This window comes from Brevundimonas sp., assembly GCF_046293315.1.
Classification (GTDB): domain Bacteria; phylum Pseudomonadota; class Alphaproteobacteria; order Caulobacterales; family Caulobacteraceae; genus Brevundimonas.
Genome location: NZ_JBKBPF010000002.1, coordinates 290,246 through 302,637, shown reverse-complemented (window position 1 = coordinate 302,637; position 12,392 = coordinate 290,246). Strand labels below are relative to the sequence as shown.

Below are 12,392 nucleotides of genomic sequence, written 5' to 3'. Positions count from 1 at the left end.
TGCCGCGGGATGGAGCAGCCCGGTAGCTCGTCAGGCTCATAACCTGAAGGTCGCAGGTTCAAATCCTGCTCCCGCACCCAAGACACCAAAATAGCCGCCCTGGTTCGCCAAGGCGGCTATTTTGCGTTCTGGCCGGCAGTTGAACTGGCCGCGCGCGGCAGCGGGCAGCCACCCGGCGCCGCGCAGGCGGCTCTTGCTTGACGGCGCCGCTTGCGTCGGACGTTTCCAGGCAATGCGGCCAGGGCGAAGCGGGCCTTCGCAGTCCTTGATCTCGTGGCATTGGACCAATCCGAACGACGGGCGCGGCGGTAGACGTCTCTAGAAGACGTCCGCGTCGGGGCCTTTCTCTCGCTTCGCCGTCCGCTTGCCAACAATGTCCCAGGCGGTGGCCAAGAGGTCGACCGCCTTCTCCAGCTCGGGAACGGTCAAGCAGTAAGGCAGCCGCAAGAAGCGGTCGAACGCGCCGTCGACGCCGAAGCGCGTTCCCGGCGCGAGGACGACGCCAAGGCTTTGGGCTTCGGCAATCACCGGGGCGGCGGGTCGGGGCAGTCCGACCCACAGCGACAGCCCCCCTGTCGGGCGGGTCGTTCTCCAGCTTGGAAGCCTTTCAGCCAGCCTGGCCTGAAGTGCGGATTGCCGCACGGACAGGGCTGCTCTCCGTTCCACCACCGGCGCTTGATCGCCCGCAAGAAGATGGGCCGCCGCAAGCTGCTCGATCACCGCGGCGCCCAGATCAAGGGATGCGCGAGCGCGCACAGCGGCGTCGGCCGTTTCCGGAGAAGCGCGGATCCAGCCGATACGCAGGCCGCCCCACCAGGTCTTGCTCATCGAGCCGAGCCTCACGACGTGAGGGCCCGCTGCCGCCGGGTCAGGCGGCGCCTTGTCGAACCAGAGCTCCCGCTGCGTGTCATCCATGACCATGAGCCCGCCATGTTGAGCCGTGGCACGGGCGATTGTCGCCTCGTCGTCGGCGGACATCACGTGACCGGTAGGGTTTTGATGGGCGCCGAGAAGGTAGACGATCCGTGGACGGACTCGTTCGATCGTGGAGACCAAGCCCTCTACGTCCCAGCCATTCGCGGTGAGCGCCACCGGGGCGGGTCTCATACCTGCGCGTACGACCGCCTCGATCGCATGCGGATAGGTCGGGTGATCGATGACCACCGCGTCTCCGGGGCGACCGAAGGCTCTCAGGAGGATCGCCAGCCCGTTCTGGGCTCCGGCCGTCACGACGATCTGATCGGCAGTGGTCGCAAGGCCGGCGCGTTCGTAAGCCTCGGCCGCCGCGCGCCGCAGCGCCAAGAGACCGACAGGCTCGTAGCCGTGGCCGGGAAGATGTGGAGGCAGCGACTCCAGGGCGGCTGCGTAAGCGGCGTGAACATGGGAGCCCGCCGGCAGGACGGCAGTCGCCATGTTGAGCACTTCGGGACCGGGCGCGACGTGGAACAGGCCCTCCAGCCGGTCGGCTCGCCGAAACGGCAGGGCCGTATAAGTTCCCGCGCCCGCCCGGCTCAGCAGGAATCCCTCGCTCCTTAGCCGGTCCATTGCCGCGCTGACGGTGATCCGGCTCACGCCGAGCGCTTCGGCCAGGCGTCGCTCACCGGGAAGTCGTGCATCCAGGGGCAGCCGGCCGTCCAGCACGAGCCGCTTCAGCGCGTCGGCGAGGCTCCGATACGCAACGTCCTCCGTGCCCAGAGTACGCCAATCGCCCAGATGGCGGCACAGGCTGTTGAGGTTCACGACCGAGGACATGAGGCCATCATCGGAAAAGTGGCTATGGATCACAAGGCCGGTAGGCCTAGGCTGTCGCAATGTTCATCCGCCGCGTCATCCAGCTTCAGATCGGCCTGGTCCTCTATGGGGCCTCGCTCGCATTGATGGTTCGGGCGAACCTCGGCCTCAATCCGTGGAGCGTCTTCCATCAGGGTTTGTCAGAGCTAACGGGGCTCAGCCTGGGGCTGGTCGTCAACCTTGTCGGGGCGTTGGTGCTTCTGATCTGGATCCCTCTTCGGCAGAAGCCGGGGATCGGGACGATCTGCAATGTGCTGGTCATCGGAACGGCGGCCGATGCAATCCTTGCGGTTCTACCGCCGATCGTCGGATGGCCGGCACAGAGCGCGCTGCTCGTGGCGGCCATCGTTCTCAACGGCGCCGCGACGGGGGCGTACATCGGCGCCGGGCTCGGTCCCGGTCCTCGCGACGGGCTCACCACGGGCGGGGTTCGGGTCACAGGCTGGGAGGTGCGATGGGTCCGGATGTCGGTAGAGGGTCTTGTGCTCGTGCTCGGCTGGTCGCTCGGTGGCGCCATCGGCTTGGGCACGGTCGCCTACGCCCTCACAAACGGTCCCCTGCTTCAGATCTTCCTGCCGATGTTTGAGATCCGGGCGCGACCACGACTGCGTTCGGCCTGAATTTAGCGGCGGCAGTCAGGGCGGATCAGTCCGCAGTCAAGGTGGCTGCGAGCGCATCCTGGAGTTGGACCGACAGCGCCTGCGAGGTCCCAACGGCGCCAAAGACGAGGCCCTCGTCGCCGCCACCGCAAAGAACCTGCGCAAACTGGCCAAGCTGATCCCGCCACCAACGCCGGTGATCGCCTGAAGCAGGAGCGGACAGCAGCCAGGAAGCAGTTGTGCCTGCCGGGCGTAAGTGCTGGCCGGACCGGCGTTTGACTTGCGGGGGGAACCGGGCATTGTTGAAATCTCTGGTTCGCGGGTGAGTGCATGGCGTCGCAGTCTTTGCAGAATGGCTCAGCTTCAGGAGACTGCGCCCCCTCGGGGAATGCGGTTGCGCCGCCGCAGAATTCAAAGGACCTCATCCACCCTGCCGACCGTCACGAGGCGCTCCAGGCTCTCGCGACAGACCTCTATGAAGACCTCCACGCCGTTGCGCGACGTGAGCGCAGACGCGCTGGACGCCCGCTGACCTGGAACACCACGGCGTTGATCCACGAGACCTACATCCGGGTCCATAGGCGAGAAGCCTGGCTGGACCGTACCGAGTTCCTCGCCATCGCCGCGACAGCGATGCGCAGGGTCCTGATCGACGCCGCCCGCGCCCGCATGGCCGAGAAGCGGGGCACGGGCCTCGCCCGCCTGCCCCTTGAGGCGGCCGACGGGGTCGCGAACGAGCTTGAAGATCCCCAGATGGTCCGACTGGGCGACGCGCTCAACGATCTGTCGGCGGTTGACCCCGAGCTGGCGCAGCTGGTCGATTGTCGGTTCTTCGCCGGGCTGAGCGAAGTGGAGACCGGCCAGATCATGGGCTGGAGCGAGCGGACGGTCCGGCGGCGTTGGGGCTACGCCCGGGCGTGGCTCTATCGCGAAATGACGGCGGCCTGACGCCGATCAGGGCAACTCGCTCCTGAGACGCTCCACGTCAGCCATGTAGGGCGCGCCGGCCGCCCCCTGCAAACCATAGATCCGTTCCGCGGCGGCCAGATCGCGCCGGACGTCCGCGTAGCGCTGTTGTTGCAGGCGAACATAGGCGCGGGTGCGATGAAACAGGCCCCGCTGCAGGCTTTCCGCCCCATAGGTCAGCGATGCGCGATCGGCGAAGTCCAGCAGGCGCTCGGCCTCAGCCGGGCGCTCAAGCTGGCACAAGGCGTCAATACGCGACAGCGCGATCATCAGTGTCAGCAGCGTATCGGGGCCGAGATACTCCTCGGCCAGAGGCTGGGCCTCATCAAACGCCACAATCGCTTCAGCAGGCCGCATGAGCGCCAGCAGCACCCGCCCCTGGTTCATGCGGTCGACCGCGAGAGCGGCAGAAGGCCCGTACAACTCCCGACGCAACGCCACCGCCCGCCCGAAGCTCGCTGCGGCGGCTTCAAGGTTGCCTTTCCGGCTCTCGATGGCGCCTCGGGACTGGATCAGGGCCAGGCCAAGGGGCATGCCTTCGGTCCTTGCGCGCCGTGCAGACGCCTCGGCTCGCTGCAGAACCGTATCGGCCTCCTCGATCCGATTGGACTCCACGAGATGGGTCACCAGATTGTTGTAGTGGGTCAGAAGTTCGCGACTTCCGTCGGCGTGAACGGCTTCGGCGTCCGGCAGGATCGACTGCAGCAAGGCGATCCCTTCCTCACGCTCGCCCTGAAGGCGTCTCATGTAGGCGGTCATGCCGATGGCTTCGAGCCGTTCCAGACGGAACCGCTGAGGATCCGCGCGCCAGATGGGCTCCACCATGGCCAGCAGGGTTTCTGTTTCCGCAAATTCGCTCTTTGCGACCAAGGCGCCCGCCAGTTTCAGCCTCAGCCGAGCGGTCGTCGCTGGGTCATCCCGTCCAACCCCGGCGCTGAGCGCCCGTCGTACAAAGGTCTCCGCAGCCGCCAGGTCATCCACCGTGGTGTACAGATCGGCGAGCGCCAGCACGACCGCAGCCTGATCAGGGTCACCGGGATTGATTGCGGCCATGAGCTGGGACGCACTGGTGTCCAGCAGTTCTCGTATGGTGGCCGTTCCCCCGCGCCCGCTGTCGCTCGCCGTGCGAAACATCAGAACGACGCTCTGGCTCACCGCATCGGCGCGAGCGGCCTGTGCGCGTGCGAGGTCGCGCTCGATCGCTGTTTCCCGGGCCTGGAAGGCGATTCCCGCCGAACCGACGAGGATGGCCGCCACGGCCGCGATAGAGGCGGCCAACGGCCACCGATACCGCCGCGCAAGGCGGCTGGCGTAGTACAGCGTCGATCCATCCCGCGCGGTGACGGGGCGATGGTCGAGGTATCGCCGGACGTCGCCGGCGAGCGCCTCGACCGACTCGTATCGGTCCTCGGGGCGCCGACGCAGGGCTTTCAGAATAATGGCGTCGAGGTCGCCTCGCAGTCGGCGGCCCTCGAAAGGCGCCGCATCGTTCCGGGCAGCGGTCTCGCTTGGGACAGGCGGGTCGTCGTGCAGAAGACGACGCATCACCACTGGCAGAGGCGCATCGTCGAAGCGCCATGGGCCTGGACCTGTCATGAGCTCGAACAGGACGGCGCCCAGGGCGTAGATATCGACCGCGGTCGTCGGCGGGCTGTTCTCCAGTTGCTCAGGCGCGGCATACTCCGGCGTGAGAACAGGGATGGTGAGCGTCTGCCCGACAGGATTGTCAACCAGGAGCCTGGCAACCCCGAAATCCAGCAATCGCGTCCGCCCATCGCCGTCCACGAGGATATTGGACGGCTTGAGGTCGCGGTGAACCACCAGTCGACGGTGCGCATAGGCGACGCTGTCACAGACCTGGAGAAACAGGTCCAGCCGTTCGGGCAAACCAATCCCCTTCCCGGCGGTCCAGAGGGTGATGTCGCTGCCCTCGACGAACTCCATCGCCATCCACGCCCGCCCATCCGGGGCCAGTCCGCCGTCCACCACGCGCGCGATGCCCGGATGCTCGAGAGAAGACAGCACGTCCCGCTCGCGCAAAAACGCCTCTGGTCGGCCGGACGCCTCGGGGCGAAGGACCTTGAGCGCGACCGTCTGCTCGAACCCGTCTCGCCGCTCGGCCCTGTAGACTTCTCCAGCGCCCCCTCGTCCGAGAAGGGCGGCGATGCGGAATGCCCCGATGTCGGTGTCCAGCGGCAGGGAGGTGTAATCAACCGCCTCTGCGTTGGTCCACCCGGTCTTCTGATCGAGAGGCCCGCGCCCGTCCGCCGCAGACAGCAGGCTCGTGAGCTCCTTTTGGTCCTCGGGCGACAGGTCCAGGCGGGAAATCACCGCCCACCGCGCTTTTTCGCTCTTGCCCGCGAGATCGGAAAAGATATCACGCAGACGGTCCCGTCGGGTCTGCAAATCTTCCTGATCCGCCATTTCGATCCTCCGCCGCACCCTTCAGATTGACGAAAACGTTGGTTTCCCGCATCCACTGTTTGGTGGAGGGTCCTGACTGTAAGGGGGCTCAAGCCATGGTCAGCGAGGGCCCGGACGTGTCGCAAAGCGTGACGCCCAGCGAACTGTCTGCCCTGATCGGCCGCATCTATGATGCCGCCATAGACCCGGCGGCCTGGCCTGCAGCCATGGCGGCCATCTGCGATACCCTGGGGTTCGCGACAGGGGTCGTCAGCTTGATCCGCCTCCCGGAAGGCCGCACGCTGATCTCCGACGCGGTCGGCTTCGATCCGGCCTGGCTGGCCCGGCTGCCGCAGTATGAACCGGACCTTGTCGCGCTCTGGGGTGGCGATCAGCGTATCCGGGACCTGCCGCTTGACCGACCGGCCGTGCTGTCGAGCATTAACCCCCGGGCGCTGGCGCCCGACTCGCCGGATCGTTTCCATCGCGAGTTCAATATCCCCCAGAACTTCATTGATGCGATCGCCGTCGGCCTGAGCCGGGACGAGACCGCTATCGGCAATATCGGCTTCAACCGTCACCGCTCGGCAGGGCCGATCGGCCTTCGCGAGATCGAGGCCATGCAGCTGTTGATCCCGCATCTTCAACGCGCCGCGCGCATCGGGCGCCTCCTTGACGCTGAGCGGATGCTTGCGTCGGATTTCCTGCGTGTCCTCGATGGTCTCGCCACGCCGGTTTTCCTCGTCGCAGAAGATCTCAGACTGGTTCACGCCAACCCGGCGGCCCACGAGGTGCTCAAGGCGGAAGGCGCAGCCCGCTTGCGCGACGGCCGTCTTTGCTTTGCGTCCATGGCTGCTGACAGGGCAGTCGCCCTCGCCCTGCTGGCGAGCGCCCGCGACGAGAGCCAGCTGGATCGCAAGGGGATGGATGTCCCCCTGCAGGTTTCGGCCGGCGTCCCCAACGTTCTGCAGGTTCTGCCGTTGGGCAGGCGCTGGCACGGGCAGCTGGAAGGCAACGAGATCGTTGGGGCGGTCTTCATGAGCGTCGCCGGCGCGCCGTCGACCGACCGGCCCGCGCTGGCGGCGGCGCTGTTCGGTCTGACCGCAGCCGAGCAGCGTGTTTGCGACGGCATAGGCCGCGGTGAAACCGTGGTCGCCACGGCGGCGGCGCTCGGTGTGGGCGAGAGCACCGTCCGGACCCACCTGCTGCGCGTGTTCGAGAAGACGGGCACAGGGCGCCAGGCCGAGCTGGCTGCGCTCTACGGGTCTCTGGTGCTGCCGCTGAGGCCGCTGGACGCCGACGGCTGAACGGCGTCACCGCCTGCGGGACCCTTCGCAACGCCGACCGACTTGCATGTGAGGCGTGAGCGTTCGCGCGTGTCGCGCCGTGCCGCCCTGCCGTGATCTGCCAGGGTTCCTGTCCTGCTGAGCCGAGCCCGTGCGCGCGTGTCTGCAAGCCGGGATAGGGCACCAGTCGGGCCTTTCGCCGCCTGCTGGTCGACAGGCCCTTCAAAAAGTTTCCACGACTTTGGCCGGTTTCGCGCCCGGACCGCGATCTCCTGAACAGAGACCTCTTCCGGAGCCCGTCGTCATGCACCGCAACCGCGAACAACCCGGTTCGAGCACGCCCGCCTCATCGGACGATCCGTCCATCCGTGGCGGTGAGGTGGCCGGAGGTCTCCAGCCCACCTTCCTGAAAAAACGGAGATCGCCAATGACCGCAGCAGACCGCCCGCCGTGCCCGCACCTGATCAAGGCAATGGAGGCGGCCCCGGCCTGCAGCCAGGTGCATATGTCGACGTTGTTCACGGCGTCGCCGGCGCGGCCGGACAACATTCGAACTCACGGCCATCGTGGTGCGGACATCTTGGGCCCGCTGGCGCTCGTCCTGATGGCGTCAGTCACGCTGTCCCCCAACAAGGGCGCCGCTCAGGACGTCGGCCCCGGCGGGGCAGCCGTGCCTTGCCAGCAGGGCGCCACCAACCGGCTGGCCTGTGGTCCGGATGCTCTGGTGCAGGGCGACAACGGCACCGCCATCGGAGGCTCGGCGCGTGCAGCCGGGCTATTCGGCACCGCAGTCGGCAGCAACGCGAGGGCCTTCGGCAATTCCTCAACTGCGGTGGGCAATTTCTCAACCGCTGCGGGTCAGTCCTCGGCGGCCTACGGGACGTTCTCGACTGCCCAGGGCGAGTCAGCGGTAGCGATTGGCTTCTTTGCGGTGGCTGAGGGACAAAACAGTGTCGCTCTGGGCGGGGATTCGGTCGCCGACGAAGACAACACGGTTTCGATCGGGTCCGCGACGCTGCAACGGCGGCTCACGAACACGGCCGCCGGGACGGTCGCGACCGACGCCGCCAATCTGGGGCAGATGCAGGCTGCCGACGCCGCTGTTCTGGACGCGGCGCAGTCGTATGCCGACGTCGGCGACGTACAGACCCTGACCTCGGCCCAGACCTATGCCGACGATGGTGACGCCGCAACCCTGGCTTCGGCCCGGACCTACGCCGACAACGGTGACGCCCAGACCCTGGCTTCGGCCCGGACCTACGCCGACAACGGTGACGCCCAGACCCTGGCTTCGGCCCGGACCTATGCTGACGACGGTGACGCCCAGACCCTGGCTTCGGCCCGGACCTATGCCGACGACGGCGACGCCGCGACCCTGACTTCGGCCCGGACCTATGCCGACGACGGCGACGCCGCGACCCTCTCGTCGGCCCGTACCTACGCCGACACCGGCGACGCCCGGACCCTCGCGTCGGCCCAGACCTACACCGACGAACGAACGGCGGCGGTGGGCGAGGGCGTGGCTGCGGCGCTGGGCGGCGGGGCGACCTATGACGCGGCCAGCGGCACGGTCAGTGCGCCGCGCTATGTCCTGCACAACGGCGCCTACGACAACGTCGGCAGCGCACTGGAAGGCCTGTCGAACTTTCAGGTGGAGAGCCGTCGCGAAGCCCGGCGCGGCATCGCCGCGGCCATCGCCATGTCGTCCGCTCCCATGCCGTCCCAGCCCGGTCGAACCAGCTGGGTGGTGAACACCGCCGAGTTCGCCGGCGAAGTGGCCTTCGGCGGCTCGATCGCCCACCGCTTCAGAACCGACAGGCCCTTCGCCTTCACCGCCGGATACTCGCTCGGCGGCCGCGAGAAGGCCTTCCGCGTGGGCCTGTCGGGGGAGTTCTGAGGCCCCGGCCACCCTCCAACATCATCCAGTCAAGGATCCTCTCATGACCTATGCAGCCCCTGCCCATCGCCTCGCGAAGCCCTCGCACATCGTCGTCCTCCTGGCCAGCGTCTCGACCCTGGTCTTAGCCACGCCACAGGCCGCCGCCGCCCAGGACGCCGGCCCCGGCAGCGTGGCGGCAACCTGCGCGACCGACCCGGCACTAATCCGGCTAGCCTGTGGCCCCGGCTCTACCGCGAGCGAGCAATATAGCATGGCCATAGGCCCTGGCTCGACCGCGAGTGGGAGACAAAGCACGGCCACGGGCCGTAGCTCGACCGCGAGCGGAGACAACAGCACGGCCACAGGCGACAGTTCGACCGCGAGCGGAGACAGCAGTACGGCCACGGGTCGCAGCTCGACCGCGAGCGGTGACAACAGCACCGCCACAGGCGACGGTTCGCGCGCGCAGGGAGAAAGCAGCACGGCCACGGGCTGGAACGCAACCGCGGAAGGGGAAAACACCACGGTCACGGGCGCCTCTTCTTTCGCTAACGGGCAGAATGGCACGGCCGTGGGCTTCGACTCTAGCGCGTTCGGGGAAGACAGCACGGCACTCGGAGCGTTATCCGAAGCTGTGGCGACGAACTCAGTCGCCCTCGGTGCTTCTTCGCTCGCCAATCAACCCGACACAGTGTCCGTCGGCAATGCGACCCTCAAGCGAAGACTCGTCAACCTGGCCGACGGTGTGGCCGATACGGACGCCGCGACCGTGCGGCAGGTGCGAGAAGCCGGTGCAGTGACCTTGGCTGCGGCCCAGATCTACTCCGACGACGGTGATGCCGCGACCCTGACTTCGGCCCAAGCCTATGCCGACGCCGGCGACGCCCAAACGCTCACGGCGGCTCAAGCCCATGCCGACGACGGCGACGCCGCGACGCTGGCCACGGCCCAAGCCTATGCCAACGATGGTGATGTTCAGACCCTGACCTCGGCCCGGGTCTATGCCGACGATGGCGACGCGCGCACCTTGTCGTCCGCAAATCTCTATACCGACCAGCGCGTGTCCGGGCTTGAAACAGCGATGAACGCCCGCTTTCGCGACGTCGATGTTCGTCTGGACCAGGTCGCGGCCATGAGCGCGGCTTTCGGAGCCATGTCCGGCAATACCGCCGGCGCCGGGACGGGAGCGTCGAGCCGGCTGGTCGTCGGCGTCGGCAACTACGGCAGCGAGACCGCCCTGTCGGTGGGCTATGCCCGCGCTATCAGCCGCCGCGTCGCCGTGAACGCCGGCGTCTCCTTCACGGGGGGAGAGGTCATGAGCGGCGGCAGCGTCGGTTTCTCATGGTGACGCTCCGAAGAAACCGCTGCGGCCAGTCTGGGACGGGCCTGCGACTCCTGAAACAGCAACAGTTCCCGGGCCCGCAAAGCCCTGAGCCGCGCCTGACAAGGCGCCCTTCGACACTGCCCGCTTCGCGGGTGGATCGAGACGGCTGACGCTTGTTCGTGGGCCGCCTTTCTCAAATCACTCCTGGAGGACCTGACATGACCCGTCCCACTTCTTCGATCCTTGCCGCCCGTATCCGCCGCCTTGGCGCGGTCGGTCTGCTGGCCGGGGTATCCGCCCTGGCCCTGCCCCACGCCGCCGCCGCCCAGGACGCCGGCCCCGGCAGCGTGGTGACCACCTGTGTGACCAATCCGGGCGAAACCAGACTGGCTTGCGGCCCGGGCGCGACCGCAACCGGGTCATTCAGCACGGCCACGGGGGCTTACTCGGAAGCGAGCGGGGAAAACGGCACAGCCACAGGCGCCGACTCGACTGCAAGCGAAGGAAACAGCACGGCCACGGGATCCGCATCAACCGCGAGCGGGCTAAGCAGCACGGCCACAGGCGCCAACTCGGAGGCGAGCGGGGGAGGCAGCACAGCCACGGGCGCCGACTCGACTGCAAGCGAAGGAAACAGCACAGCCACTGGATCCGCGTCAACCGCGAGCGGGCTAAGCAGCACGGCCACAGGCGCCAACTCGGAGGCGAGCGGGGAAGGCAGCACGGCCACGGGCCTCGACGCGGAAGCGAGCGAGGCTTACAGCACGGCAACGGGCAGCTCCTCGACAGCGAGCGGGATGGACAGCACAGCCACGGGCGCCGGATCGACCGCGAGCGGTTTCAGAAGCACGGCGACGGGCGCCCGCTCCACCGCCACCGGGAATGCCGGCACCGCGGCGGGCGTTTTGTCGGAGGCCAGCGGGGTGGCCAGCACGGCCACGGGCGCCGGATCGGTCGCGAGCGGTGAACGCGCAACGGCGACTGGCGCCGGATCGACCGCGAGCGGGATTACCAGCACGGCCATGGGCGCCGACTCGACCGCGAGTGGGGACCTCAGCACAGCCACGGGCCAAAGATCGACAGCCAGCGGGTCTTCCAGCACCGCCACGGGGCGCCTCTCGACCGCGAGCGGGGCACTCAGCACGGCCACCGGCGACTCCTCGACCGCGAGCGGCAGACGCAGCACGGCCACGGGCGTCGGCGCGACCGCGAGCGGAGAGTTCAGCACGGCGATCGGCACCTTCTCCGAGGCCACGGGGACCAACGCCGTCGCCCTCGGTGACGGATCGATCGCCGATCAGGACGACACCGTCTCCGTCGGCGCGGTCGGGGCTGAGCGCCGGATCGTCAATCTGGCCGACGGGATCGCCCCGTCCGACGCGGCCACCGTTGGCCAGATGGCTACGGCCAACGCCGGGACGCTGGCCAGCGCCAACGCCTTCACCGCCGCCGAGGTGAACGCGGCGGAGGGCCGCAGCCGCGCCCATGCCGACGACGGTGACGCCGCCACGCTGGCTTCGGCCCAGACCTATGCCGATGAAGGCGACGCCCGCACGCTGGCTTCCGCCTTCGCCTACACGGACGCCGAAGTCATGCGGGTATGGGAGGGAATGGGAGACCTGCGTGAGCGCGCCGACGCCGGGACCGCGGCGGCCCTGGCGGCCGCAAACATCCCCCAGGCGTTTCAGCCCGGCCGGACGATGATCGGCGCCGGTCTTGGTCACTGGCGCGGCGAAAGCGCCTTTTCGTTGGGAGCCTCGCACCTGATGAGAGACGGTCGCGTGACCCTCCGCGGAAGCGCAACCTTCGCCCGCGGCGGCGGATCGGGCGGCGGCGTCGGCATCGGCTTCAGCTTCTGAAGGCGGCGGGGGACGGTCTTTGTGGGGTCGCGATGATGCAGGTCAGGATCAATCCGACCTGCGCCACCGCCGCCCAGCCGCCGTCCCCGCGCCCCTACCGGCGCCGGCCCAGAAGTCTCGCCCACCCCGTCGCTTCCTGACTTCCCGTAGCTGCAGCAGGGGCGGCGATCTCTGTCATTGGCAACTCCACAACCATGCACGCGCCGCCCGTGCGGCTGTCGTGAGCCCAAGTCGCCCGGAAAGCCCGTCCAGCGGCGGCTGTAATGCGAATGCTTCATGAGCGAC

Annotated in this window: 9 protein-coding genes, 1 tRNA gene and 1 pseudogene; 9 read left to right on the top strand and 2 right to left on the bottom strand. The window is 68.0% G+C overall.

Going from position 1 to position 12,392, the window contains the following annotated elements; genetic code table 11:
• The first annotated feature begins 3 nt into the window (after window positions 1–3).
• Window positions 4–80, top strand: a tRNA-Met gene (locus ACK4SE_RS03170).
• Window positions 81–318: 238 nt separating this feature from the next.
• Here ACK4SE_RS03170 and ACK4SE_RS03165 read toward each other — a convergent pair.
• Window positions 319–1,752, bottom strand: coding sequence for a PLP-dependent aminotransferase family protein (locus ACK4SE_RS03165; protein ID WP_409688665.1), 1,434 nt, complete (start codon window positions 1,750–1,752; stop codon window positions 319–321).
• Between the two features lie 59 nt (window positions 1,753–1,811).
• Between ACK4SE_RS03165 and ACK4SE_RS03160 the strand changes: the two genes are divergently transcribed.
• From ACK4SE_RS03160 to ACK4SE_RS03150, 3 genes are all read left to right on the top strand, one after another.
• Entirely contained in the window at window positions 1,812–2,411 is a 600-nt protein-coding gene (locus ACK4SE_RS03160) for a YczE/YyaS/YitT family protein (protein WP_409688662.1), read from the top strand.
• A 64-nt stretch (window positions 2,412–2,475) separates the two neighbouring features.
• Entirely contained in the window at window positions 2,476–2,598 is a 123-nt protein-coding gene (locus ACK4SE_RS03155) for a hypothetical protein (RefSeq protein WP_409688691.1), read from the top strand.
• A 122-nt stretch (window positions 2,599–2,720) separates the two neighbouring features.
• Window positions 2,721–3,338 carry an ECF-type sigma factor gene (locus ACK4SE_RS03150; protein WP_409688659.1) on the top strand — a complete coding sequence of 206 codons (618 nt, stop codon included), beginning with the start codon at window positions 2,721–2,723 and terminating at the stop codon, window positions 3,336–3,338.
• 6 nt (window positions 3,339–3,344) lie between these two features.
• Here ACK4SE_RS03150 and ACK4SE_RS03145 read toward each other — a convergent pair whose 3' ends face one another.
• Entirely contained in the window at window positions 3,345–5,780 is a 2,436-nt protein-coding gene (locus ACK4SE_RS03145; protein WP_409688656.1) for a protein kinase domain-containing protein, read from the bottom strand.
• Window positions 5,781–5,875: 95 nt separating this feature from the next.
• Here ACK4SE_RS03145 and ACK4SE_RS03140 point away from each other — a divergent pair, with 95 nt between their 5' ends.
• From ACK4SE_RS03140 to ACK4SE_RS03120, 5 genes and pseudogenes are all read left to right on the top strand, one after another.
• Entirely contained in the window at window positions 5,876–7,066 is a 1,191-nt protein-coding gene (locus tag ACK4SE_RS03140; protein ID WP_409688653.1) for a helix-turn-helix transcriptional regulator, read from the top strand.
• 583 nt (window positions 7,067–7,649) lie between these two features.
• On the top strand, window positions 7,650–8,942 hold the full coding sequence (locus ACK4SE_RS03135; RefSeq protein ID WP_409688650.1) for a hypothetical protein: 1,293 nt from the start codon (window positions 7,650–7,652) through the stop codon (window positions 8,940–8,942).
• Window positions 8,943–8,985: 43 nt separating this feature from the next.
• Window positions 8,986–10,272 carry a YadA-like family protein gene (locus ACK4SE_RS03130; RefSeq protein WP_409688647.1) on the top strand — a complete coding sequence of 429 codons (1,287 nt, stop codon included), beginning with the start codon at window positions 8,986–8,988 and terminating at the stop codon, window positions 10,270–10,272.
• 194 nt (window positions 10,273–10,466) lie between these two features.
• Window positions 10,467–11,207 (top strand): annotated as a pseudogene (locus ACK4SE_RS03125) (hypothetical protein); the annotation flags it as partial.
• A 63-nt stretch (window positions 11,208–11,270) separates the two neighbouring features.
• Window positions 11,271–12,107: a YadA-like family protein gene (locus ACK4SE_RS03120; protein WP_409688688.1), complete on the top strand. Its 837-nt coding sequence runs from the start codon at window positions 11,271–11,273 to the stop codon at window positions 12,105–12,107.
• Window positions 12,108–12,392: the final 285 nt, after the last annotated feature.

Excerpts from the sequence above, each read along its gene's own strand:
- ACK4SE_RS03135 (WP_409688650.1), top strand. The coding sequence starts at position 7,650 with ATGGCGTCAGTCACGCTGTCCCCCAACAAGGGCGCCGCTCAGGACGTC.
- ACK4SE_RS03145 (WP_409688656.1), bottom strand. The coding sequence starts at position 5,780 with ATGGCGGATCAGGAAGATTTGCAGACCCGACGGGACCGTCTGCGTGAT.
- ACK4SE_RS03160 (WP_409688662.1), top strand. The coding sequence starts at position 1,812 with ATGTTCATCCGCCGCGTCATCCAGCTTCAGATCGGCCTGGTCCTCTAT.
- ACK4SE_RS03140 (WP_409688653.1), top strand. The coding sequence starts at position 5,876 with ATGGTCAGCGAGGGCCCGGACGTGTCGCAAAGCGTGACGCCCAGCGAA.
- ACK4SE_RS03120 (WP_409688688.1), top strand. The coding sequence starts at position 11,271 with ATGGGCGCCGACTCGACCGCGAGTGGGGACCTCAGCACAGCCACGGGC.
- ACK4SE_RS03130 (WP_409688647.1), top strand. The coding sequence starts at position 8,986 with ATGACCTATGCAGCCCCTGCCCATCGCCTCGCGAAGCCCTCGCACATC.
- ACK4SE_RS03150 (WP_409688659.1), top strand. The coding sequence starts at position 2,721 with ATGGCGTCGCAGTCTTTGCAGAATGGCTCAGCTTCAGGAGACTGCGCC.
- ACK4SE_RS03165 (WP_409688665.1), bottom strand. The coding sequence starts at position 1,752 with ATGTCCTCGGTCGTGAACCTCAACAGCCTGTGCCGCCATCTGGGCGAT.